Origin of the sequence: Enterobacter quasimori (genome assembly GCF_018597345.1) — a bacterium.
GTDB lineage: Bacteria > Pseudomonadota > Gammaproteobacteria > Enterobacterales > Enterobacteriaceae > Enterobacter > Enterobacter mori.
Genome location: NZ_JAHEVU010000004.1, coordinates 93,529 through 117,765, shown reverse-complemented (window position 1 = coordinate 117,765; position 24,237 = coordinate 93,529). Strand labels below are relative to the sequence as shown.

At 55.3% G+C, this 24,237-nt stretch carries 21 protein-coding genes; 9 read left to right on the top strand and 12 right to left on the bottom strand.

What is annotated here, in order from left to right; genetic code table 11:
• Positions 1-56: 56 nt before the first annotated feature.
• Positions 57-449: an 8-oxo-dGTP diphosphatase MutT gene (mutT, locus tag KK102_RS16195; protein WP_216358017.1), complete on the top strand. Its 393-nt coding sequence runs from the start codon at positions 57-59 to the stop codon at positions 447-449.
• 34 nt (positions 450-483) lie between these two features.
• On the opposite strand, the gene yacG is transcribed toward mutT, so the two are convergent.
• From yacG to coaE, 3 genes are read right to left on the bottom strand one after another with little or no spacing between them, the layout of a single operon-like run.
• Complete coding sequence (gene yacG, locus KK102_RS16190) at positions 484-678, bottom strand: DNA gyrase inhibitor YacG (protein WP_216358016.1); 195 nt, start codon at positions 676-678, stop codon at positions 484-486.
• A 9-nt stretch (positions 679-687) separates the two neighbouring features.
• The gene (gene zapD, locus KK102_RS16185; protein ID WP_216358015.1) at positions 688-1,431 is read right to left on the bottom strand and encodes a cell division protein ZapD; all 744 of its coding nucleotides are present in this window, start codon (positions 1,429-1,431) and stop codon (positions 688-690) included.
• The gene (gene coaE / locus KK102_RS16180; protein WP_216358014.1) at positions 1,431-2,051 is read right to left on the bottom strand and encodes a dephospho-CoA kinase; all 621 of its coding nucleotides are present in this window, start codon (positions 2,049-2,051) and stop codon (positions 1,431-1,433) included. Before coaE ends, zapD begins: the two co-directional genes overlap by 1 nt.
• Positions 2,052-2,279: 228 nt before the next feature.
• On the opposite strand from coaE, the gene KK102_RS16175 reads away from it, so the two are divergent.
• Complete coding sequence (locus KK102_RS16175; RefSeq protein WP_126545101.1) at positions 2,280-3,323, top strand: GMP reductase; 1,044 nt, start codon at positions 2,280-2,282, stop codon at positions 3,321-3,323.
• Positions 3,324-3,366: 43 nt separating this feature from the next.
• Here KK102_RS16175 and hofC read toward each other — a convergent pair whose 3' ends face one another.
• The 4 genes from hofC to nadC all read right to left on the bottom strand — a co-directional run bounded on the left by hofC (position 3,367) and on the right by nadC (position 7,440).
• Positions 3,367-4,551 carry a protein transport protein HofC gene (hofC, locus tag KK102_RS16170; RefSeq protein ID WP_216358013.1) on the bottom strand — a complete coding sequence of 395 codons (1,185 nt, stop codon included), beginning with the start codon at positions 4,549-4,551 and terminating at the stop codon, positions 3,367-3,369.
• Positions 4,541-5,923: a type II secretion system protein GspE gene (gspE, locus tag KK102_RS16165; RefSeq protein WP_216358012.1), complete on the bottom strand. Its 1,383-nt coding sequence runs from the start codon at positions 5,921-5,923 to the stop codon at positions 4,541-4,543. Before gspE ends, hofC begins: the two co-directional genes overlap by 11 nt.
• A gap of 12 nt (positions 5,924-5,935) precedes the next feature.
• The gene (gene ppdD, locus KK102_RS16160) at positions 5,936-6,373 is read right to left on the bottom strand and encodes a prepilin peptidase-dependent pilin (protein ID WP_216358011.1); all 438 of its coding nucleotides are present in this window, start codon (positions 6,371-6,373) and stop codon (positions 5,936-5,938) included.
• A 173-nt stretch (positions 6,374-6,546) separates the two neighbouring features.
• Positions 6,547-7,440, bottom strand: coding sequence for a carboxylating nicotinate-nucleotide diphosphorylase (nadC, locus tag KK102_RS16155; RefSeq protein ID WP_126545098.1), 894 nt, complete (start codon positions 7,438-7,440; stop codon positions 6,547-6,549).
• An 87-nt stretch (positions 7,441-7,527) separates the two neighbouring features.
• Here nadC and ampD point away from each other — a divergent pair, with 87 nt between their 5' ends.
• On the top strand, positions 7,528-8,079 hold the full coding sequence (gene ampD / locus KK102_RS16150; protein WP_126545097.1) for a 1,6-anhydro-N-acetylmuramyl-L-alanine amidase AmpD: 552 nt from the start codon (positions 7,528-7,530) through the stop codon (positions 8,077-8,079).
• 9 nt (positions 8,080-8,088) lie between these two features.
• Positions 8,089-8,943, top strand: a complete 855-nt coding sequence (gene ampE / locus KK102_RS16145; protein ID WP_216358010.1) for a beta-lactamase regulator AmpE — start codon at positions 8,089-8,091, stop codon at positions 8,941-8,943.
• Between the two features lie 18 nt (positions 8,944-8,961).
• On the opposite strand, the gene KK102_RS16140 is transcribed toward ampE, so the two are convergent.
• The 3 genes from KK102_RS16140 to aroP all read right to left on the bottom strand — a co-directional run bounded on the left by KK102_RS16140 (position 8,962) and on the right by aroP (position 12,856).
• A complete protein-coding gene (locus KK102_RS16140) occupies positions 8,962-9,912 on the bottom strand; it encodes a glycoside hydrolase family 43 protein (RefSeq protein WP_216358009.1) in 951 nt (316 codons plus the stop codon).
• A 10-nt stretch (positions 9,913-9,922) separates the two neighbouring features.
• Positions 9,923-11,320 (bottom strand): glycoside-pentoside-hexuronide (GPH):cation symporter, encoded by a 1,398-nt coding sequence (locus KK102_RS16135; RefSeq protein ID WP_216358008.1) that lies wholly within the window; start codon positions 11,318-11,320, stop codon positions 9,923-9,925.
• Between the two features lie 165 nt (positions 11,321-11,485).
• The gene (gene aroP / locus KK102_RS16130; protein ID WP_126545093.1) at positions 11,486-12,856 is read right to left on the bottom strand and encodes an aromatic amino acid transporter AroP; all 1,371 of its coding nucleotides are present in this window, start codon (positions 12,854-12,856) and stop codon (positions 11,486-11,488) included.
• 537 nt (positions 12,857-13,393) lie between these two features.
• Between aroP and pdhR the strand changes: the two genes are divergently transcribed.
• The 5 genes from pdhR to traT all read left to right on the top strand — a co-directional run bounded on the left by pdhR (position 13,394) and on the right by traT (position 21,385).
• On the top strand, positions 13,394-14,158 hold the full coding sequence (gene pdhR / locus KK102_RS16125; RefSeq protein WP_006173806.1) for a pyruvate dehydrogenase complex transcriptional repressor PdhR: 765 nt from the start codon (positions 13,394-13,396) through the stop codon (positions 14,156-14,158).
• 123 nt (positions 14,159-14,281) lie between these two features.
• Complete coding sequence (aceE, locus tag KK102_RS16120; protein ID WP_126545092.1) at positions 14,282-16,945, top strand: pyruvate dehydrogenase (acetyl-transferring), homodimeric type; 2,664 nt, start codon at positions 14,282-14,284, stop codon at positions 16,943-16,945.
• A 14-nt stretch (positions 16,946-16,959) separates the two neighbouring features.
• On the top strand, positions 16,960-18,858 hold the full coding sequence (gene aceF, locus KK102_RS16115) for a pyruvate dehydrogenase complex dihydrolipoyllysine-residue acetyltransferase (protein WP_216358007.1): 1,899 nt from the start codon (positions 16,960-16,962) through the stop codon (positions 18,856-18,858).
• Positions 18,859-19,033: 175 nt separating this feature from the next.
• Positions 19,034-20,458 (top strand): dihydrolipoyl dehydrogenase, encoded by a 1,425-nt coding sequence (gene lpdA / locus KK102_RS16110; RefSeq protein WP_003856313.1) that lies wholly within the window; start codon positions 19,034-19,036, stop codon positions 20,456-20,458.
• Between the two features lie 195 nt (positions 20,459-20,653).
• On the top strand, positions 20,654-21,385 hold the full coding sequence (traT, locus tag KK102_RS16105; protein ID WP_089599168.1) for a conjugal transfer complement resistance protein TraT: 732 nt from the start codon (positions 20,654-20,656) through the stop codon (positions 21,383-21,385).
• A gap of 44 nt (positions 21,386-21,429) precedes the next feature.
• On the opposite strand, the gene KK102_RS16100 is transcribed toward traT, so the two are convergent.
• Both KK102_RS16100 and KK102_RS16095 read right to left on the bottom strand, forming a co-directional pair.
• Positions 21,430-22,221, bottom strand: a complete 792-nt coding sequence (locus KK102_RS16100) for a DUF2950 family protein (RefSeq protein ID WP_216358006.1) — start codon at positions 22,219-22,221, stop codon at positions 21,430-21,432.
• A 10-nt stretch (positions 22,222-22,231) separates the two neighbouring features.
• Positions 22,232-23,782, bottom strand: a complete 1,551-nt coding sequence (locus tag KK102_RS16095) for a DUF3300 domain-containing protein (RefSeq protein WP_216358005.1) — start codon at positions 23,780-23,782, stop codon at positions 22,232-22,234.
• Positions 23,783-24,237 lie beyond the last annotated feature (455 nt).

Below are 24,237 nucleotides of genomic sequence, written 5' to 3'. Positions count from 1 at the left end.
ACGTTAACAACTCGAAAAGGCGCAGATTACTGCGCCTTTTTTATGGAAGTCAGAATATGAAAACACTGCAAATTGCCGTCGGGATTATTCGCAACCCGCAAAACCAAATCTTCATCACCCAGCGCGTTGCCGACGCCCATATGGCGAACAAGTGGGAGTTTCCTGGCGGAAAAATCGAGTCGGGTGAAACGCCGGAACAGGCGCTGGTTCGGGAGCTTCAGGAAGAGGTGGGGATCACCCCCTTTGGCGCAACGCTGTTTGATAAGCTCGAATACCAGTTCCCGGACAGGCACATCACGCTGTGGTTCTGGCTGGTGGAAAGCTGGGAAGGCGAGCCCTGGGGGAAAGAGGGACAGCCGGGTAACTGGGTTGAGCTTAAGGCAAGTGATGCCGACAAATTTCCTCCGGCAAATGCGCCCGTCATATCCCGCCTGACAGGCAACCTGTAGGCCTGCTAAGCGAAGCGCCAGCAGGCATTAAAGGCTATCGCTGCTCTTCGCTCCAGTTATCACTGTCAGAGAGATCGCCTTCGCTTGGAATGCGTTTCTCTTCCGCGGCCCATTCGCCCAGGTCAATGAGCTGACAGCGCTTGCAGCAGAATGGGCGAAATGGGCTCACTTCGCCCCAGACAACGGTTTTGCCACAGGTCGGGCAGTTTACGGTGGTGACGTCAGACATCGGCACTCCTTAACAACAGGCCAGTTCAAAATCGAGGCGTTCCGGCACGGTGCCACTTTCACTGTCCAGCGGCATAAAGCGAATCGCAAAACGACTCTTATGCCCTGAAATTTGCGGGTAAAGCTGCTCACCCAGCGATAAATTCAGGCGTAACAGATCGGCATCATCCCCATTATCCTGGTAGAAACCGTTCAGGCTGGTTTGCTTGCGGAACGGGGCTGAGTTACGGATAAGATCGAGGATCAGCGAGAGCGTTTGATTCATTGGCTCCAGGCTTGCCAGCCAGCTGTTTACCTGCGCGTCACGCTGTGCCTGCGGCATATGCAGCCACATGTGCAGGGTCGGCAGGTCGAAGCTGCAGCAACCGCCAGGGATGCTGAGCCGCTGGCGCACCAGAGCGATCAGGCGATCTTCACGCAAAAACTGCCCGACGCGCGGGGCGGCCATCAGGATGCTGCTGCTGGTTTTAAGCTGCTGGCGAAGGGAATCGATACGGCTTACATCCACCCCCGGAACCTCAGCCCATGCCTGTAATTTGCGCTGCTGGCGCTCCAGCTCTTTAAGCAATTCTGTGCGGACATCGCCGCGTTCAATCACATCCAGCAGATCGCCAACGTTGCGGAAGAAGTGCAGCGCCGTAGCGTGATCGTTAACCGGCAGATGTTGTGAAAGCTGCTGAATGAGGAATTCGATGCGCAGCCAGGTACGCATTTTTTCGTTGAGCGGGTGCTCAAAAAGGATGTGGGTCGACATTATGGTTTTTCCTGTGCAACGGCCTGCGCGGCGAACGTCAGATACTGCGCGTGCAGACGGGCAACATCCGATGCAATGGTATCTGGTGCGCCGTTATTATCAATAACATCATCCGCAACGGCAAGGCGCTGAGCGCGCGTGGCCTGTGCGGCAAGAATGTGTTTAGCCTGTTCACGTGAGACGCGATCGCGCGTCATGGTTCTCTGGATTTGCGTTTCGGGGGTGACATCAATCACCAGTACCCGGTCGGCTTTCTTCTGCAGCTGATTTTCCACCAGCAGCGGAATCACCCACAAGACATAGGGCGAGCGGGCCGCGGCGATCTGACGCTGCGTTTCCTGGTGGATGATGGGGTGGAGCAGGGCATTAAGCCAGGCTTTTTCCGCAGAATCGGAAAAAATGCATTCGCGAAGCTGGCGGCGATTCAGGGTGCCATCGGCATTGATGATTGTCTGACCAAAATGTTCTGCGATGGCCTTTAGCGCGGGTGTATTGGGCTCTACCACCTGGCGGGCAATAATATCGGCATCAATAATCGTGATACCCAGACGAGAAAACGCGTCCGCAACGGTACTCTTTCCACTACCGATGCCGCCGGTTAATGCGACGATATACCCCATTAAATCGAATCCTGGGAATTATTCATTATTAAAATCAATTGGTTGAAATTCAAACTTTCTACCGCGAGTGTTTAGCTCTCGTTACCTGCTTTTTATCAGGTAAATTTATAGGATTGTAGCGTAAAAAAAGAGAATTTCGCAGTCTTGCGGAGCAGGTATTAATGCGTATGATAGCGTCACTGGAGTTGTGCTTTTAACATATTTGCCTCTAACCCCAGGAATCTGCACATGCGTATCGAAGAAGATCTGAAGTTAGGTTTTAAAGACGTTCTTATCCGCCCTAAACGCTCTACACTGAAAAGTCGCTCAGACGTTGAACTCGAACGTCAATTCACCTTTAAACATTCCGGTCAGACCTGGTCTGGCGTACCGATTATCGCTGCCAATATGGATACCGTCGGTACCTTTGAGATGGCAACGGCCCTGGCACAGTTCGATATTCTCACCGCGGTCCACAAACACTACACCACCGAAGAGTGGAATGCGTTTGTCGCTTCTGCATCCGCGGATGTGGTGAAGCATGTGATGGTCTCCACCGGCACCTCAGACGCGGATTTCGAAAAAACCAAACAGATCCTGAACGCTAACCCGGCGCTCAACTTCGTTTGTATTGATGTGGCGAACGGTTACTCCGAGCACTTCGTCCAGTTTGTCAGCAAAGCGCGTGAAGCCTGGCCGACAAAGACTATCATTGCGGGCAACGTGGTGACCGGTGAGATGTGTGAAGAGCTGATCCTCTCCGGTGCAGATATTGTAAAGGTAGGCATTGGTCCGGGTTCCGTATGTACTACGCGCGTGAAAACCGGTGTCGGTTATCCGCAGCTGTCTGCCGTTATTGAATGTGCTGACGCCGCGCACGGCCTGGGCGGTCAGATCATCAGCGACGGTGGTTGCACCATGCCGGGTGATGTTGCGAAGGCCTTCGGCGGCGGCGCGGATTTCGTGATGCTCGGCGGTATGCTGGCAGGGCACGAAGAGAGTGGCGGTACCGTCGTTGAAGAAGATGGTGAGAAATTCATGCTGTTTTACGGTATGAGCTCTGAGTCTGCGATGACCCGTCATGTCGGTGGCGTGGCAAAATACCGCGCGGCAGAAGGCAAAACCGTGAAGCTGCCACTGCGTGGTCCGGTAGAAAATACGGCGCGCGATATCCTCGGTGGCCTGCGCTCTGCCTGCACCTACGTGGGAGCATCCCGCCTGAAAGAGCTGACGAAACGCACAACGTTTATTCGCGTTCAGGAACAGGAAAACCGCGTTTTCAATAGCCTGTAATACCGCTGGCTGGCGCATGTCCGTGCGCCAGCACTGTTATATACTATCCCGCACTCATGGCATCCCCCAGATGGAATATCGGCAGATACATTGCCACCACCAGCGTGCCGATAATCAACCCTGTCACAATCAACAGCAGTGGCTCCAGAAGCGCAGCCAGATTGTCTGCTTGTTGAAATGTCTGTTCCGTATGATGACGAGCAAGATTCGCCAGCATCACATCAAGCGCACCCGCGGCTTCACCGGTTCGAATCAGCTGTATGCATAGCGGTGTAAAGACAGACGCCTGCTGAAAGGCTGACCACACGGGCATTCCATGCTCGACATGTTCGCGTATCTCCCGAAGTTTGCCTTGCCAGTATCCGCTTTCAACCGTCACTTCCACACTTTCCAGCCCCTGCAAAAAAGCGATCCCGGCTTGCTGGGTTAATGACAGTACGGTAAATATCTGCCCTAATTTTTGCCCACGCACCAGTACGCCCATCACGGGCAGATGCAGCAACATGTGCTGCCAGCGCGGGTGTCGTCGTAGCTTACAGGCGACAACAACCAAAATAAGAAGCAGGGCAAAAAGCGTGACAATGTGCCCCTGAATAGCGGCAGCTAACCCCATGACAGCCTGCGTGAGCCAGGGCAGGGGAGTATTAAACGTTTTATAGATCGCGGCGAACTCGGGCAGCACCAGAGTCACCATCGCCAGCACCACCAGCGCTGCAAGGGTCAGAATGATCGTGGGGTAGCGCAGCGCCTTTTTGACTTTTGTACCAAGCTGCTGCTGGACCTTTTGTTGCTGTGCGAGCTGGCGACAGCACTCCTCCAGCTTCCCCGTCAGCTCGCCTGTCTTTACCATTGAGACATAAAGCGGGCTAAACACCTCCGGCCATTTATTCATTGACGCTGAGAAGGCACAGCCTTGACTGAGATCGTCAGCAAGGCTGTGAAGCAGAGCCTGCCAATGCTTTAACGGATGCTGTTCCGCCAGCATTTGCAGGCTGTGAGACAACGTCAGGCCAGCCTGCAGCAGCGTCGCGAGCTGGCGAAAGATATCGTAGCAGTGATGACGCTGCCATCGAGGACGCTGCAACGACCGATTAAGCGCCAGCGGATGCAGATGGCGTTGTTCTAAGGTATTGCACGCGGCTTCACGACTGACAGCCCAAAGCGTGCCCGTGCGTATTTCACCCTCCGCAGTAAGCGCGCGCCAGCGCCAGAGTTGATTAACAGCCATCGGGCATTCCCATGACGCGAACTACCTCTTCGATCGTGGTGAGCCCTTCTTCAACGGCCATACAGCCATGCTCAAACAGCGATGTCATTCCAGCCTGACGGGCGCTGTCTTCTATCACCTCTATGGTTGCCCCGCTGGCAATCGCCTGCCGAAGCGTGCTGTCGATGGACAGCACTTCAAAAATCGCCACGCGGCCATAAAAGCCGTGATAACAGCGATCGCAGCCTGTCGGTTGCCAGCGCGGAAGCGGCCTGGGCCAAAGGGCGCGAGGTAATTCTTCACGGCCGCTGGCTTCATGGCGACAGTGGGGACACAGGCGGCGAACCAGCCGCTGGGCAATCACCAGCGAAAGCGCTGAGGAGATCATCCACCGGGCGACGCCCATTTGTTGAAGACGAATAAGCGTCTCCGCTGTTGAATTGGTATGTAGCGTAGACAGCACCAGATGCCCGGTCTGCGCGGCCTTGATGGCGATCTCTGCGGTGTCGCCGTCCCGGATTTCGCCCACCATGATGATGTCGGGATCCTGACGAAGCAGCGCCCGCAGCACACTCTGGAAGGTTAATCCCGCTCGCGGATTAATCTGCGTCTGGTTCAACCCGGCAAGCGGGATCTCAATGGGATCTTCCACGCTGCAGATGTTGACGTCCGGGGTGTTACGCGCCTGCAACGCGCTGTAAAGCGTGACGGTTTTCCCGCTGCCGGTGGGGCCCGTCACCAGGATCAAGCCTTGCGGGCGATGAAGGGCCTCGTTAAAGCAGGCCAGCTGTTCGGCATTCATTCCCAGCCTGGCGGGTTCCAGCGCCTGTTGAACCTGATGCAGCAGGCGCAGCACAATTTTCTCACCACCGCTACAGGGGAGCGTAGAGATGCGAAAGGAGACCGGCTCGTTGGCTACCTCAACCGTAAACTGACCATCCTGAGGCAAACGGCGCTCCGCAATATCCAGATTGCCTAACACCTTTAAGCGCGCGATGAGCATGGTCGCCAGCGCCGCGGAGAGCGGCGGCTGCGGGCAAAGCACGCCGTCGATGCGTAAACGAATCTGGCAGGCGTGCTCCATCGGCTCAATATGAATGTCGGATGCGCGTTGGTTTATCGCCTGCTGCAGCGTGTGGTTGAGAATATCTACCGCGGAGTGCGCTGCTGAGACGACGGGGAGATGAGATTGTGATGCCATCTGCCGGTGCTTCTCCATGCGTTCAACGCTCCAGCATTCGATATCAATCCGTTTTTGCGTCGCGAAACGCAATGCTTCCATCAGTTCATTGCCGGGATTTCCCGCTACGGCAATGCTGATCGTCTCGGTATCGCTGGTCAGTAGCACGGCGTGATGACGCAGGCAGAGTGCGACGAGTTGCTCGGTATTCATCATCCGCTCCCGTTAGTGAGTGTCGAAGCGGAAAACGTCTTCGCAGGCCTGCTTGAGTGCGCTGTCAGAGTCGATCTTGCAGGCACGCGTCCAGCCCGTCATGCCATTGCCCTCGCTCCAGAGCGGCGTCATGAGAACCTCCAGCCCGTTCAGGCTCTCCTGCCCCGTTAACGACACGACGCCTTTTGCCACGCTCATCGCTGAAACATAACGTGTCGTCGTCGGAGAGGGGATGCCGTTCGTCCCCGCATCACAGCGCTCCACGCCGCCGTGGTCGAGTGCGCAAAGCTCGATAGCAGTGCGATAAGGGACAAACGTTTGCAGCATATCGGTGAGTGCGGCTTTACGCAGGTAGTTCTGGTATGCGGGTATGCCGATGGCGTTCAGGATGGCAATAATGCCAATCACCACCATTAGCTCAATGAGCGTGAATCCTTTTTGTCTGTTCATGTCTGCTCCTTAGGTTAAGTGCCGCTACTCTGGCAGGGGGAGAGAGCAGAAACGAGGGGCAAAAAAGGAAATGTGAAGGGGCTTTCAGGGATTTAACGTAGCGTTTCAGGGGAGGGCAAAAGATTTGCGATGAAGGCTGTGATTCCCCCTTCGCGTGAAGGGGGAGAATGGGATTACTTAAAGCGCATGGAGAGATCGAGAGCCCGCACATGCTTGGTGAGGGCACCTACTGAGATAAAATCAACGCCGGTTTCCGCGAATTCACGAATGGTATCGAACGTCACGTTGCCGGATACCTCCAGCTGCGCCTGTCCGTTCGTCAGTTTTACCGCCTCACGCATCTGCTCGGTTTCAAAGTTATCCAGCATGATGATGTCTGCCCCGGCCTTAATCGCCTGCTCAAGCTCTTCCAGATTTTCCACTTCCACTTCAACCGGCACGTCCGGGTGCAGCCAGAAGGCTTTTTCCACCGCCTGGCGCACGGAGCCAGAGGCAATAATGTGGTTCTCTTTAATCAGGAAGGCATCGGACAGCCCCAGACGATGGTTTGCGCCGCCGCCGCACAGCACCGCGTATTTCAGTGCGGTACGCAGGCCCGGCAGGGTTTTGCGGGTGTCCAGCAGCTGCGTGCGGGTACCGGCCAGCAGGTCAACGTAGCGACGTACTTCGCTTGCTACCCCGGACAGGGTCTGGACGAAGTTTAGCGCGGTGCGTTCACCGGTCAGCAAGACGCGGGACGGGCCGTCCAGTTCGAAAAGTGGCTGATTCGCCGTGACCGCATCACCGTCTTCAACGTGCCATGTCACCTGCACCTCGTCGCCTGCCAGCTGGGTAAAGACCTCTTCAACCCAACGCTTGCCGCAAAAAACGCCGTCTTCACGCGTGATGATGACCGCGTGGGAGCGTGTCTCTTTTGGCAACAACTGTGCGGTAATATCGTTGTCGGCGCTGACGTCACCGCCCAGGTCTTCTTTCAGCGCATGGGCAACGCTTGCCGGGATATCCATGTTAATACGTTCCAGAAGCGCTTCACGTCGGTGGTCGGGGTTGTAGCGGCGAGGCGGCATGATAAAACTCCAAATTGGTAACGAATCATAATATTGAAACATGCTACTCTGAACCGAGTCATTGCACCATACAGAAGGAGTTCCAGCATGTTGTTAGAAGACGGATGGCTGGTCGATGCGCGGCACGTGCCCTCGCCGCACCACGATTGCCGCCCGGAGGATGAAAAGCCCACACTGCTGGTGGTTCATAATATTAGTCTCCCGCCGGGTGAATTTGGCGGCCCGTGGATCGATGCGTTATTCACGGGAACGATTGATCCCGATGCTCATCCCTTTTTTGCTGAAATTGCGCATCTGCGCGTGTCGGCTCACTGTCTGATTCGTCGCGATGGTGAAGTGGTTCAGTATGTTCCCTTTGATAAGCGTGCCTGGCATGCCGGGGTGTCGATGTATCACGGGCGCGAACGGTGCAACGATTTTTCTATCGGGATTGAACTGGAAGGCACGGATACCACGCCCTACACCGATTCACAGTATCAACAGCTAGCGGCCGTGACCCGAACGCTTATCGGGCTCTATCCAGCAATCGCTGAAAATATTACCGGACACAGTGATATCGCCCCGGTGAGAAAAACCGATCCCGGTCCGGCCTTTGAGTGGTCCCGGTTTCGCGCCATGCTCGCCGCGTCGTCAGAATAAGGAGATACCATGACGTTATTTACCATGCTGCTGGTAATGATTGCCGAACGCCTGTTCAAGCTCGGCGAGCACTGGCATCTGGATCACCGGCTGGAGGTGCTTTTCCGCCGGATCAAACATTTTTCCATGCTGCGTACGCTGTTGATGATGGCGGGCGTCATGCTTATTACCTTCCTGCTCCTGCGCTCGCTGTACGGGCTGTTTTTCAACGTGCCGCTGCTGGTGGTGTGGATCCTGCTCGGCGTGCTGTGCATTGGTGCGGGCAAAGTGCGTATGCACTATCACGCTTATCTTAAAGCCGCCTCCCGTGACGATGCCCATGCGCGCGGAGCCATGGCGAGCGAGCTGACGATGATCCACGGCGTGCCGCCGGACTGCGACGAGCGCGAGTTTCTGCGCGAGCTGCAGAACGCGCTGCTGTGGATTAACTTTCGCTACTATCTGGCACCGCTGTTCTGGTTCGTGGTGGGCGGCCCGTGGGGGCCGGTCTTGCTGATGGGGTATGCGTTCCTGCGCGCCTGGCAGACCTGGCTGGCCCGTTACCTGACGCCGCATGAACGCTTGCTGTCAGGCATTGATGCCATCCTGCACGTGCTCGACTGGCTCCCGGTTCGTCTGGTGGGCGTGGTGTACGCGTTAATCGGTCACGGCGAAAAAGCGCTGCCCGCGTGGTTCGCCTCGCTTGCCGATCGCCATACGTCGCAGTACCAGGTGTTAACGCGTCTGGCGCAGTTCTCCCTGGCGCGCGAGCCGCATACCGACAAGATTGAAACACCGAAAGCCGCCGTCTCCATGGCGAAGAAAACGTCGTTCGTGGTGGTGGTGATCGTGGCGCTGCTGACTATCTACGGCACGCTGGTGTAGGCCAGCGCGCCGCAAAGACTACAGCGTATCCGCAGGCGGGATGCCGAAATCAGGCATCCCGTTTTTATTCCAGCGGACAAGCTTCAGGCGGGTATGGCGGTTCGGATCGTACAGCGGGTCGCCCTCAATTTCGGTGTAGTTACGCGCGTGATACACCAGCACATCTTCCCCTTCGGGCGTTTGCGTAAAGCTGTTGTGTCCCGGGCCGTACTGGCGGTTTTCGTAGCTAGTAACGAATACGGGATGCGGGGATTTGTGCCAGTTTGCCGGGTTTTGCGGATCGGCATTCAGGTCTATCCACAGCAGCCCCATGCAGTAGTTCTCGTCGGTGGCGCTGGCGGAATAGCTGATAAACAGCTTATCGCCGTGAACCAACACCGCCGGGCCTTCGTTAACCCAAAATCCGCGACACTCCCAGTTATACTCCGGCTTGCTGAGCATCACCGGCTCGCCTTTTAGCGTCCACGGGTTCGCCATTTCGCACAGATAAAGATTGGAGTTCCCGGTGATATCCGGTGCCTTTTGCGCCCACAGATACCAGCGTTTCCCCTGATGCACAAAGGTGGTGGCGTCCAGGGCGAAGGTGTCGAACTGTGTTTTTATCTGCCCTTTTTCCGTCCACGTACCGGTGAGCGGATCGTCGTCGGCACACTCCAGCGCAAACATCCGGTGCTGGAACATCCCGAGCGCGTCGAGCGCCTGCGTGTGCGTCGCGGCAAAATAGATGTACCACTTTCCGTCGATATGATGCAGTTCCGGCGCCCAGATCAGCTGGCTCATGGGGCCAGCGTCGGGTTTACGCCAGACCACCACTTCATCGGCATGACGTAAGCCTTCCAGCGACGCTGCGCGGCGGATCGCCAGCCTGTCGTACTGCGGCACGGAGGCGATAAAATAGTACTGCCCCTCATGGCGTAAAATGTACGGGTCGGCGCGTTGTTCGATAAACGGGTTTGGCCATTGATGCATTTGGCTCTCCTTATTTTGTCTCTGCGGCTTTCAGTTCCTGATAGTCGCTCAGTTCACGGTAATTGGTGCGACGTTTTTCCAGGTCTTCCTGAATGCGTTTCATCGTTTCACGGTCTACCTTCAGCAGGCGCACTACGCCCGCGGTGATTAAGTATCCGATGCCGGGAATGACGGTAAACAGCAGGACGATCCCGTTGATGGCGTCCGCGCTCTGCGCTTTTGCGCCCGCGTCATAGCCGTACCAGGAGAGCAGGAAGCCGACCATCGCACCGGCAATCGCCAGCCCTAATTTCAGGAAGAAGATGTTGCCGGAGAAGCTGATGCCCGTGATGCGCTTCCCGGTCTTCCACTCGCCGTAGTCGTCCACGTCGGCCATCAGCGACCAGTGCAGCGGTGACGGGATCTGGTGGAGAATGTTCAGCAGGAAGTAGAGCACTACGATGGTGACGGTGGCTTTCGGGTCGAAGAAGTAGAAGGCGCAGGAGAAAATCGCCAGCACGATGTTGGTCCAGAAGAAGACCTTCAGCTTACACCAGCGGTCGGTCAGCACTTTAGCCAGCACGCTGCCGAGCATCATGCCGACCACGCCCAGGCTGATGAACAGCGTGGCGAAGTGGGTGCTCTGGCCCATCACCCAGGTGACGTAATACATGGTGGCCGCCATACGGATGAAGCCCGGGCAGACGTTGCAGAGCGTTAGCAGCAGAATGCGTACCCACTGGTCGTTCTTCCACACGTCTTTCAGATCGTTTTTCAGCTCGTCGTTGGTTTGCACCGCCGGGCGCACGCGCTCGCGCACGGTGGCGAAGCAGAACAGGAACATGCAGGTGCCAATCAGCGCCAGCACGGTCATCGCCATCTGGTAGCCTTTGGCCTTGTTGTCCCCGCCAAACCAGTCGGCCATCGGCAGCAGCGTTAATGAGAGCAGCAGCGTGGCGATGCCGACCAGCACGAAGCGATACGACTGGCAGGCCACGCGTTCTTTTGGATCGTTGGTGATCACCCCTCCTAACGAGCAGTAAGGGATGTTGATTGCCGTATAGGTCAAAGAGAGCAGGAAGTAGGTGACAAACGCATAGATAACTTTGCTGTTATAGCTCCACTCCGGCGTGGTGAACATCAGGATGCTGAACAGCGCGTAGGGGAAGGCGATCCACAGTAGCCATGGACGAAATCGGCCATATTTACTGCGGGTACGGTCGGCAATCGCGCCCATGATCGGGTCCGTTACGGCGTCAATCACGCGGACGGACAGCAGCAGCACGCCGACCAGCGCAGGCGCCAGGCCAAAAATATCCGTATAAAAATAGTTAACAAACAGCATGATGGCGCCGAAGATGATGTTGCATCCCGCGTCGCCCATCCCATAGCCGATCTTTTCTTTTACTGACAGTTTATTGTTATCCATCGACAGCTCTCCGGTTTACGGTATGGAGAGAATTATTCGCTGGCTCATGAATATATGCGTTGCAGGATAAAGGCGGTGATATGGATGAAACGGCTGAAGGCCTGAATTTGTGAGGAAGGTAACAACACGCTGTACCCGCAAAAAACGGGTACAGCGCTGAGAGGCTTAGTGCGCTTTCACGGCTTTCTGGTTCTTCTGTTTCACCATGTAGCCCACGCCGAGGATCGCAATCCAGACCGGGATCAGGTAAACGGAAATCGCCATGCCCGGGGTGATCAGCATGATCACCAGCACGGCCGCCATGAACAGCAGGCAGATCCAGTTACCCAGCGGATAGAACAGGGCAGGGAAGCGCGTGGTGACGCCCTGCTGCTGTTTCGCGCGGCGGAACTTGATGTGCGCCAGGCTGATCATCGCCCAGTTAATCACCAGAGCAGAGACCACCAGCGCCATCAGCAGGCCGAAGGCTGATTCCGGCGCCAGGTAGTTAATGAGCACGCACAGGGCGGTCACGATGGCAGAAACAATGATGGTATTCACCGGCACGCCGCGCTTATCAACGTTGAGCAGCGCTTTCGGGGCGTTGCCCTGCTGAGCCAGACCGAACAGCATGCGGCTGTTGCAGTATACGCAGCTGTTATAAACGGACAGCGCAGCGGTCAGAACAACCACGTTGAGTGCGTTTGCTACAAAGGTATCGCCCAACTCGTGGAAGATCAGCACAAACGGGCTGGTGTCAGCGGTTACGCGGGTCCACGGCAGCAGGGAAAGCAGCACGGCCAGTGAGCCCACATAGAAGATCAGGATGCGGTAGATAACCTGGTTGGTGGCTTTTGGAATGCTCTGCTCCGGGTTGTCGGCTTCCGCGGCGGTGATGCCCACCAGCTCGAGGCCGCCGAAGGAGAACATAATGATAGCCATCATCATTACCAGGCCGGTCATGCCGTGAGGCAGGAAGCCGCCCTGTTCCCAGAGGTTGCGCACGGTCGCCTGCGGGCCGCCGTTGCCGCTGAACAGCAGCCAGCCGCCGAAGATGATCATCGCCACGACGGCAATCACCTTAATAATGGCAAACCAAAACTCCATTTCACCGAACACTTTTACGTTGGTCAGGTTAATGGCGTTAATCAGAACGAAAAAGGCCGCAGCAGAAGCCCAGGTTGGAATTTCAGGATACCAGAACTGAATGTACTTCCCGACGGCGGTGAGTTCGGCCATGGCAACCAGAACGTACAGCACCCAGTAGTTCCAGCCAGAGGCGAAACCGGCAAAGCTGCCCCAGTATTTATAGGCAAAGTGGCTGAAGGAGCCTGCGACCGGCTCTTCAACGACCATTTCACCGAGCTGGCGCATGATCAGAAAAGCAATGAAACCCGCAATCGCGTAACCCAAAATAATACCTGGACCGGCAGACTGGATAACGGACGCGCTGCCCAGAAACAGGCCGGTACCAATCGCACCGCCCAGTGCGATGAGCTGTATGTGGCGGTTCTTAAGCCCGCGCTTTAGCTGATCGCCGTGCTGTTGAGCTTCCATTTGAAACCTCGTGTGTGGTTGTTATGTTCACGCTGTGCGTGTGTAATTATGAAAATCCATATTCTGTATTTATTTCTTTACGGTTAACGAGACCGAAAAAAGCGGAGATGACTTCCGTAAGCGCAAGAATAGTGGTAAGCGCCTGTGAATGCACCTGCTTTATGAAGGGCTGATGACGACTTGAATAAAAAGAAAGCATTTGTAAATCGGCCCGCTTATTCGTCCTAACCCAACCTATAGAATAGAAATGCGCCAGAAGTGGGCGAATTTTCGTTATTTGCCTTGTTGAATCGCTTCAGATTGCAAAAACCCTCGTTTCACTAAGGTTAAAACTGCCTCTTTGGGAGTAATCAACTCATTTGTGCAAAGTTACATTTCTGAAACGTTATTTCTGTAAGGTTGTTAAAATGTGCAGGGTTTACTGATTTCAATCAAAACCAATATGGACAGAAGGTGAATACTTTGTTACTTTAGCGATACGAACTTGAAATTGGTAAGACCAATTGACTCCGGGCAAAAAGGCGTAAGACAGGGAATATGGCCTACAGCAAAATTCGCCAACCAAAACTATCTGATGTGATTGAGCAGCAGCTGGAGTTTTTAATCCTCGAAGGGACTCTGCGCCCGGGTGAGAAACTTCCGCCAGAACGCGAGCTGGCAAAACAGTTCGACGTTTCACGTCCCTCTCTGCGTGAGGCGATTCAACGTCTCGAAGCAAAGGGCTTGCTGCTTCGTCGCCAGGGCGGCGGAACCTTTGTGCAAAACAGCCTGTGGCAGAGCTTCAGCGATCCGCTGGTAGAACTTCTCTCTGACCACCCAGAATCCCAGTTTGACCTGCTTGAGACCCGTCACGCGCTTGAAGGTATCGCGGCCTATTACGCCGCCCTTCGCAGCACTGATGAAGATCGCGTGCGTATCCGCGAGCTGCATCAGGCCATTGAACGGGCACAGCAGTCCGGCGATTTAGACGCCGAGTCCAGCGCCGTCGTCCAGTATCAAATCGCCGTCACCGAAGCGGCCCACAACGTGGTGCTCCTCCATCTGCTACGCTGCATGGAGCCGATGCTGGCCCAGAACGTTCGTCAGAATTTTGAATTGTTGTACGCCCGTCGGGAGATGCTCCCACTGGTAAGCAACCATCGCACCCGAGTATTCGAGGCGATAATGGCCGGGGAACCGGAGCAGGCGCGTGAAGCGTCGCACCGCCATCTGGCTTTCATTGAGGAAATCTTGCTGGACCGCAGCCGTGAACAATCGCGTCGCGAACGTTCATTACGCCGCATACAGCAACGAAAGGATTAAGCGCCAGGTACTTTTAGAGCGCGGCAACTAAACGCAGAACCTGTCTTATTGTGTTCTTGTCCAAGAGCACAATGGGACAGGTTCCAGACAAATCAACGTATTAGATAGATAAGGAATACCCCCATGTCAGAACGTCTCCAAAATGACGTGGATCCGATCGAAACTCGCGACTGGCTACAGGCGATCGAATCGGTCATCCGTGAAGAAGGTGTTGAGCGCGCTCAGTATCTGATTGATCAGCTGCTTTCTGAAGCCCGCAAAGGCGGCGTGAAGGTTGCTTCAGGTGCAGGGGCTAGCAACTACGTAAACACGATTGCCGTCGAAGACGAACCGGAATACCCGGGCAATCTGGATCTGGAACGTCGTATCCGTTCTGCAATCCGCTGGAACGCCATCATGACCGTTCTGCGCGCATCCAAGAAAGACCTGGAGCTGGGTGGCCACATGGCGTCCTTCCAGTCTTCCGCGACCGTTTACGAAGTGTGCTTCAACCACTTCTTCCGTGCAGCGAACGAGAAAGACGGCGGCGACCTGGTGTACTTCCAGGGCCACATCTCTCCGGGCATCTATGCACGTGCATTCCTGGAAGGTCGTCTGACTGAAGAGCAGATGAACAACTTCCGTCAGGAAGTTCACGGTAAAGGTCTGTCTTCTTACCCGCACCCTAAACTGATGCCTGAATTCTGGCAGTTCCCGACCGTATCTATGGGTCTGGGCCCAATCGGTGCGATCTACCAGGCGAAATTCCTGAAGTATCTGGAACACCGTGGTCTGAAAGACACCTCTGAGCAGACCGTATACGCCTTCCTGGGCGACGGCGAAATGGATGAGCCAGAATCTAAAGGCGCGATCACCATCGCAACCCGTGAGAAGCTGGACAACCTGTGCTTCATCATCAACTGTAACCTGCAGCGTCTGGATGGTCCGGTAACCGGCAACGGCAAGATCATCAACGAACTGGAAGGCATCTTCGCAGGTGCTGGCTGGAACGTGATCAAAGTCATGTGGGGCGGTCGTTGGGATGAGCTGCTGCGTAAAGACACCAGCGGTAAACTGATCCAACTGATGAACGAAACCGTTGACGGTGACTACCAGACCTTCAAATCCAAAGACGGTGCCTACGTTCGTGAGCACTTCTTCGGCAAATATCCTGAGACCGCAGCCCTGGTTGCAGACTGGACTGATGAGCAGATCTGGGCCCTGAACCGCGGTGGTCACGATCCGAAGAAAGTCTACGCTGCACTGAAAAAAGCGCAGGAAACCAAAGGTAAAGCGACTGTAATCCTGGCCCATACCATCAAAGGTTACGGCATGGGTGATACCGCAGAAGGTAAAAACATCGCTCACCAGGTTAAGAAAATGAATATGGACGGCGTGCGTTATATCCGCGACCGTTTCAACGTTCCAGTGACCGATGAGCAGGTCGAAAACCTGTCTTACATCACCTTCCCGGAAGGGTCTGAAGAGCACAAGTACCTGCACGAACGTCGTCAGGCGCTGAAAGGCTACCTGCCAGCTCGTCAGCCTAACTTCACCGAGAAGCTGGAACTGCCGGCGCTGGAAGACTTCTCTCAGCTGCTGGAAGAGCAGAACAAAGAGATCTCTACCACTATCGCTTTCGTTCGTGCCCTGAACGTGATGCTGAAGAACAAGTCGATCAAAGATCGTCTGGTTCCAATCATCGCCGACGAAGCGCGTACTTTCGGTATGGAAGGTCTGTTCCGTCAGATCGGTATCTACAGCCCGAACGGCCAGCAGTACACCCCGCAGGACCGTGAGCAGGTTGCCTACTACAAAGAAGACGAGAAAGGTCAGATCCTGCAGGAAGGTATCAACGAGCTGGGCGCAGGCGCATCCTGGCTGGCTGCTGCGACTTCTTATAGCACCAACAACCTGCCGATGATCCCGTTCTACATTTACTACTCCATGTTCGGGTTCCAGCGTATCGGTGACCTGTGCTGGCAGGCAGGCGACCAGCAGGCTCGCGGCTTCCTGATCGGTGGTACTTCCGGTCGTACGACCCTGAACGGTGAAGGTCTGCAGCACGAAGATGGCCACAGCCACATTCAGTCTCTGACTATCCCTAACTGTATCTCTTACGACCCGTCTTACGCGTACGAAGTGGCAGTCATCATGCATGACGGTCTGCAGCGCATGTACGGTGAAGCGCAAGAGAACATTTACTACTACATCACCACCCTGAACGAAAACTACCACATGCCGGCAATGCCAGCAGGTGCCGAGGAAGGTATCCGTAAAGGTATCTACAAACTCGAAACCATTGAAGGTAGCAAAGGTAAAGTTCAGCTGCTGGGCTCCGGTTCTATCCTGCGTCACGTACGTGAAGCAGCGCAGATCCTGGCGAAAGACTACGGTGTCGGTTCCGATGTGTACTCTGTGACCTCCTTCACTGAGCTGGCGCGTGATGGCCAGGATTGTGAGCGCTGGAACATGCTGCACCCAATGGAAACCCCACGCGTTCCGTACATCGCTCAGGTGATGAACGATGCACCAGCGGTGGCGTCTACTGACTATATGAAACTGTTCGCTGAGCAGGTTCGTACTTACGTTCCAGCTGATGATTATCGCGTTCTGGGTACTGACGGCTTCGGTCGTTCTGACAGCCGCGAAAACCTGCGTCACCACTTCGAAGTTGATGCTTCTTACGTGGTTGTAGCAGCACTGGGCGAACTGGCTAAACGTGGCGAAATCGATAAGAAAGTGGTTGCAGACGCAATCACCAAATTCAACATCGATGCAGAAAAAGTTAACCCGCGTCTGGCGTAAGAGGTAAAAGAATAATGGCTATCGAAATCAATGTACCGGACATCGGGGCTGATGAAGTTGAAATCACCGAGATCCTGGTCAAAGTAGGCGACAAAGTTGAAGCTGAACAGTCGCTGATCACCGTAGAAGGCGACAAAGCCTCTATGGAAGTCCCGTCTCCTCAGGCTGGCATCGTTAAAGAGATCAAAGTCTCTGTTGGCGATAAAACCGAGACTGGCAAACTGATCATGATTTTCGATTCCGCCGACGGTGCAGCAGCAGCTGCACCTGCGCAGGAAGAGAAGAAAGAAGCCGCTCCGGCCGCCGCTGCTCCAGCCGCTGCCGCGAGCGCGAAAGAAGTGAACGTGCCTGACATCGGCGGTGACGAAGTTGAAGTCACTGAAATCCTGGTGAAAGTGGGCGACACCGTTGCAGCTGAGCAGTCACTGATCACCGTAGAAGGCGACAAAGCCTCTATGGAAGTGCCAGCTCCGTTCGCCGGTACCGTTAAAGAGATCAAGATCAACACCGGTGACAAAGTGTCTACCGGCTCCCTGATCATGGTCTTCGAAGTGGCGGGTGCTGCACCTGCTGCCGCGCCAGCACAGGCCGCTGCTCCGGCTCCGGCCGCTGCACCAGCAGCTGCTGGCGGCGCGAAAGACGTTAACGTACCGGACATCGGCGGTGACGAAGTTGAAGTCACCGAAGTGATGGTGAAAGTGGGCGACAAAGTTGCCGCTGAACAGTCACTGATCACCGTTGAAGGCGACAAGGCTTCTATGGAAGTCCCTGCGCCGTTCGCGGGTACCGTTAAAGAGATCAAAATCAGCACCGGCGACAAAGTGTCTACCGGCTCTCTGATCATGGTCTTCGAAGTGGAAGGCGCTGCGCCTGCCGCAGCTCCGGCTGCTGCGGCTGCTCCGGCACCGGCTGCTGCACCGGCTCAGGCGTCTAAACCTGCTGCGGCTCCTGCTGCAAAAGCAGAAAAATCTGAGTTCGCTGAAAACGACGCTTACGTCCACGCTACCCCGCTGATTCGTCGCCTGGCGCGCGAATTCGGTGTGAACCTGGCGAAAGTGAAAGGGACCGGCCGTAAGGGTCGTATCCTGCGCGAAGACGTTCAGACCTACGTGAAAGACGCGGTGAAACGCGCCGAAGCTGCACCAGCTGCAGCCGCTGGCGGCGGTATCCCGGGCATGCTGCCATGGCCGAAAGTGGACTTCAGCAAGTTCGGCGAAATCGAAGAAGTGGAGCTGGGCCGTATCCAGAAAATCTCTGGTGCTAACCTGAGCCGTAACTGGGTAATGATCCCGCACGTTACGCACTTTGATAAGACCGATATCACCGATCTGGAAGCGTTCCGTAAACAGCAGAACGCCGAAGCCGAGAAGCGCAAACTGGACGTGAAATTCACCCCAGTGGTCTTCATTATGAAAGCGGTTGCTGCGGCTCTGGAACAGATGCCACGCTTCAACAGCTCCCTGTCCGAAGACGGTCAGAAGCTGACGCTGAAGAAATACATCAACATCGGTGTTGCGGTTGATACGCCAAATGGTCTGGTTGTTCCGGTCTTCAAAGACGTGAACAAGAAGAGCATTACCGAGCTGTCCCGTGAACTGACCGTGATCTCCAAGAAAGCGCGTGATGGTAAGCTGACTGCCGGCGAAATGCAGGGCGGCTGCTTCACTATCTCCAGCATCGGCGGCCTGGGTACCACCCACTTCGCGCCGATTGTGAACGCGCCGGAAGTGGCTATCCTCGGTGTGTCCAAGTCCGCGATGGAGCCGGTGTGGAATGGCAAAGAGTTCGTACCGCGTCTGATGATGCCAATCTCTCTGTCCTTCGACCACCGCGTAATCGACGGTGCTGATGGTGCGCGTTTCATCACTATCATCAACAACATGCTGAGCGACATTCGCCGCCTGGTGATGTAATCGAAAAGCCGGCCAGTCGGCCGGCTTTTTTCTGATAATCTCATGGGGTTTGTGAGGTTATTGGCGAAAGCGACAATTCGTGAGCCGTTTGTTGTTTCAAAATTGTTAACAATTTTGTAAACTGCGGGCGGATAGAACGACCCGGTGGACGACGGGTATAAATTAAGAGGTCATGATGAGCACAGAAATCAAAACTCAGGTCGTAGTACTTGGGGCAGGCCCGGCAGGTTACTCCGCAGCATTTCGCGCAGCGGATTTAGGTCTGGAAACCGTCATCGTAGAGCGTTACAGCACCCTCGGCGGTGTTTGTCTGAACGTCGGCTGTATCCCTTCTAAAGCGCTGCTGCACGTAGCGAAAGTTATCGAAGAAGCCAAAGCGCTGGCTGAACACGGTATCGTCTTCGGTGAGCCGAAAACCGATATCGACAAAATTCGTACCTGGAAAGAGAAAGTTATCACTCAGCTGACCGGCGGTCTGGCGGGTATGGCCAAAGGCCGTAAAGTGAAAGTGGTAAACGGTCTGGGTAAATTCACCGGTGCGAACACCCTGGAAGTGGAAGGCGAAAACGGCAAAACCGTGATCAACTTCGACAACGCGATCATCGCGGCAGGCTCTCGCCCAATCGAACTGCCATTCATTCCGCATGAAGATCCACGCGTGTGGGATTCCACCGATGCGCTGGAGCTGAAAACCGTTCCTAAGCGTCTGCTGGTTATGGGCGGCGGTATCATCGGTCTGGAAATGGGTACCGTGTACCATGCGCTGGGTTCAGAGATCGACGTGGTTGAAATGTTCGACCAGGTTATCCCGGCTGCCGACAAAGACATCGTTAAGGTCTTCACCAAGCGCATCAGCAAGAAATTCAACCTGATGCTGGAAACCAAAGTGACTGCCGTTGAAGCGAAAGAAGACGGTATTTACGTTTCCATGGAAGGCAAAAAAGCCCCATCCGAACCACAGCGTTACGACGCCGTGCTGGTGGCTATCGGTCGTGTACCGAACGGTAAAAATCTCGACGCGGGCAAAGCCGGTGTGGAAGTGGACGACCGTGGCTTCATCCGCGTTGACAAACAGCTGCGTACCAACGTGCCGCACATCTTTGCTATCGGCGACATCGTCGGTCAGCCAATGCTGGCGCACAAAGGTGTTCACGAAGGTCACGTTGCCGCTGAAGTTATCGCCGGCATGAAGCACTACTTCGATCCGAAAGTGATCCCATCTATCGCGTACACCGAGCCAGAAGTGGCATGGGTAGGTCTGACCGAGAAAGAAGCGAAAGAGAAAGGCATCAGCTACGAAACCGCCACCTTCCCGTGGGCTGCTTCTGGCCGTGCTATCGCTTCCGACTGCGCAGACGGTATGACCAAACTGATCTTCGACAAAGAGACTCACCGCGTGATCGGTGGTGCGATTGTCGGTACCAACGGCGGCGAGCTGCTGGGTGAAATCGGTCTGGCTATCGAAATGGGCTGTGACGCGGAAGACATCGCGCTGACCATCCACGCTCACCCGACTCTGCACGAGTCTGTGGGCCTGGCGGCAGAAGTGTTCGAAGGTAGCATCACCGACCTGCCAAACGCGAAAGCGAAGAAGAAATAAGTTTCTCTGCGCTTGATAAACGCCTCTCCGGAGGCGTTTTTTTTGCCTGGCACTACCGGATTTAGTAGTCATCCTGTTGATATTTCCGCTAAAAATTTCCCTTCATCTGCCGATACTTTTTTCACCATTGTGTGGCTACTGGCCACGCGGTTTAGGGGTTCTGGACTCTTTTATTACACGAAAAAAGGAAAATACATGTCTTTGAAGAAAGTGGCGGTAATTGGCTTAGTGGCGGCAGCGCTGACGCTGACAGGGTGCGGTGCGGTAACGACGGCGGTGAAGAAACGCAACCTGGAAGTGAAAACCCAGATGAGTGAAACCGTCTGGCTTGAGCCATCCAACGAGAAAACGGTTTACATTCAGGTTAAAAACACCTCCGATAAAGACATGAGCAACCTGCAGACCCTGCTGGCGAACGACCTGATTGCCAAGGGCTATAAAGTGACCAGCTCCCCTGACGGCGCATATTACTGGGTGCAGGCAAACGTCCTGAAAGCCGACAAAATGGATCTGCGTGAAGCTCAGGGCTACCTGAAAACCGGGTACGAAGGTGCTGCTGTGGGCGCTGCACTGGGTGCAGGGATCACCGCTTATAACAGCAACTCTTCCGGCGCAGCGCTGGGAGTGGGTCTGGCGGCGGGCCTGATCGGCATGGCGGCAGACGCGATGGTGGAGGATGTAAACTACACCATGGTGACTGACCTGCAGATCTCTGAGCGCAGCAAAGCAAAAGTCACAACCGATAATATCGCTGCCCTGCGTCAGGGTACCTCTGGCGTGAAACTGCAGACCAGCACCGAGCAGGGCGATCGTGCGAAGTATCAGACCCGCGTGGTGTCTAACGCCAACAAGGTGAACCTGAAGTTCGAAGAAGCGAAACCGGTTCTGGAAGCGCAGCTGGCGAAATCCGTCGCGAATATTTTGTAGCAAAACAGCCGGGTGGCGACGTCGCCTTACCCGGCCTGTCTGTATTACGGGGCGACGGGCTGCCAGGTCTTATCCAGAGGATATGCGGTCAGGGCATTTGCTTTCTGTGCGGAATCACTGCCGAGATCGCTTTGGTACACTTTGTCGTCCTGATTGATCGTGAAGCTCATCACCCCCGTCTGACCGTAAGTGACTGGCCAGGCGATCATGGCGAAACCGTTATTATCCGGCAAAATGCGAAAACGATAGCCGTGATAGCCTGCTCCTGGCTCTTTCGGACTGAACGCCGGACCCAGCGGGCTTGGCGCTTCGCCTGGCGAGACGGGCCAGTACAGCCCGTCCTTTTTCCCCTCAGAACTGACAATTTTCTGCGCATACTTCTGGTTCAACGCAAAATAGCTCTGCTGAGCATCGACATAGGCATGCAGCGCCTCGATGGCACCCAGTTCGTTACGCCCAATCTCGCGCGTGAGGATCGCTTCGGCGCCTGCTTTAATGTCAAATTGCCAGCCGGTAGCGGTTTTTATCACCGGGATCGGCAACTGCCAGTCGCTCTCTCCGACAACCAGATGCGCCACATCGCCCTCAATGGCGGTATCATGACGAACTTTCCAGTCCCTCAGGAAACGATCGACGGCATCCGGGTCGACCCCTTCAGGCGGCAGGAAGTCGCGCCAGTTCTCCCCAAGCAGGTTGCTCATTGCACGTTCATCGTGCTTGCTGATGGCGCTCACCAGCGCGTCGGTTGCCTGGCCTGGCGTGCTGAACGATTGCTGTGCCATCGCGGTGGCCGAAAGCATGAATAACGCCATTCCACAGAGTAGTTTACTTTTCATGTCGGCTCCCTTAACGGTGACGGAATTCACGGTGTTCTGCGCGTCCGGCTGAAGCCTGACGGGGCTGCTGATGGCGGGCAGCGACTTGTCTGCTCTGCTCGCCCCGACGCTGCTGGGCTTGCCAGTTGCCGGACCGGCTGTCGTTGCCGCTCAGCGCATTAGCGCGATGCTGGCTGGTTCGCTGCTGAACATTTCTCTGCTGGGCCGCGCGCTGCTGTGAGGGTTGCGAAACCCGTTTTTCCTGTCGTTGCGTGGCCGCACGGTTGTTCTCAGTTCGCTTCGCGATTTGCGGTTTGGTGTCGTAGCCGCGGTAGTTATTGCGCTGTGAAATCTGCTTCAGCTGTTGGCTGGAAGCCTGACGCTGTGCATCTCGGGTTGTCGGGCGCGTTGCCTGAGGGAACTTTTTTCCTGTCGATTTTTCCATTTGACTTAATGCGGCCTGACGCTGGCTGTCCCGATTGACCGGTTTTTGCTGCGTCGCACTAAGCCCTGTCGCCGCTTTCGTGGCGTGGTAACGGGTATTGAGCTGGTTGGTCGGGTACGGCACGCCTTCACGATAGGCCGGGTTGTGCTGCCAGGTGCGGTTGGCATCCGTCAGACGCTGCCCGCTGATTTTATTGAAGTTATCAACGTTAATATTGATATTGTTATCGCCGTTGCGGTTATAGCCGCCATGATTATCCCAGTCATCATCGTGATGGTGGTGGTCCCAGTCATCGTCGTCATCCCAGTCGATGTTGCTGAAGATTGCATAGGTTGTCGCTACCCCCAGACTGAAGCCGAGACCCTTGACCAGACTGTCGGTAAATTGCTCTCCGGGTGAGGGCGGTAAATAGGTTGGCGGGTAGGCCGCGTTTGGCCAGGTACCGTAAACCGTATTGGGGTTATAGGTCGGAACGTAAACCACCTGCGGATCGGCGGATTCAATTTTGATCACCGTCGGGCTTGCGGTAGTGGTGTTTGTTGACTCGCTGGTGGTGGTTTTCGCAGGGGCAGGTTTCGTCACGGTCGTGACCGTTTGCTGTGGCGTTGATTGCAATGCACCGGTTTGTTGCGCCAGCAAGCGCAGGCGTTGAACGGAGTCCATCACGTCTTTCGGTTGGGCGAGGAAGGCATCGCCCAAATTTTGGACCCATGGCGGATTTTCACCCATCAGCGACATCAACTGAGGAAACGCCACCAGCGACTTCACGCTCGGATCCCAGGGCTGACCCGCAACGGCCTGAATGGCGGCATCGCCCTGCATTTTGGGATTATCTTTTGACCACTGTGCCGCCTGGATAACGTTGGACGGGTAGGTCGAGGCCATTAAAATTTGCGACAGCAGGGCATCCGGGTAGAGCGCAACTGGGGCAACCCACTGATCGATTTGCGCGGCCGTGTACGTGGGTGCGACGACAGGGGCGGGCTGGGCTGCGGCAGGTGCCGCCGGTTGTTGCGTGACAGGAGCAGGGACGACCGACTCCGTTGCCCGGCTTTTGACAAACATAACGCCTGAGGCGGCAAACAGCCCGGCACTGCAGAGAAGGACAAGCAGGTGTGGCTTAAAGGGCAACTTCATAAAATGACTCCAACGAGACAAGCGCTGTGCCGTGAGGCGTTACGGTTGGCGTGAGTATTGTTCACCCGTCTTTTACTGTTTTGACTTTTATTGGGAAGCGTCCGGTTCGTCCGGATAAAGAGTGTGAGTATTTATTACACAATTATATGCGATGCGGGAAATACAGCTGGTAATTCAGAAGGCCTCCCCTGAGAGCGGCCAGCAGCATCGTGCTGTTGCAACGGCAACATAAGTCGCTACCTGGCGGTTTTTTTGTACCCAAAATTCGTCTCGTCTCCCCGCTACACCATGCTTAACGATTCAGCAAATTTTTTAATGTTGCTTTTTTGTAAACGGATTAACACTGTGCAGAAATCCTGCTATGCTGCCCGACGCGGTATCGGGCATTTACCCTACAAACTGCTGTCTCACAGGAGCGTGAAGAGAACGCCCGCCGCATATGACAATGAGAGCGA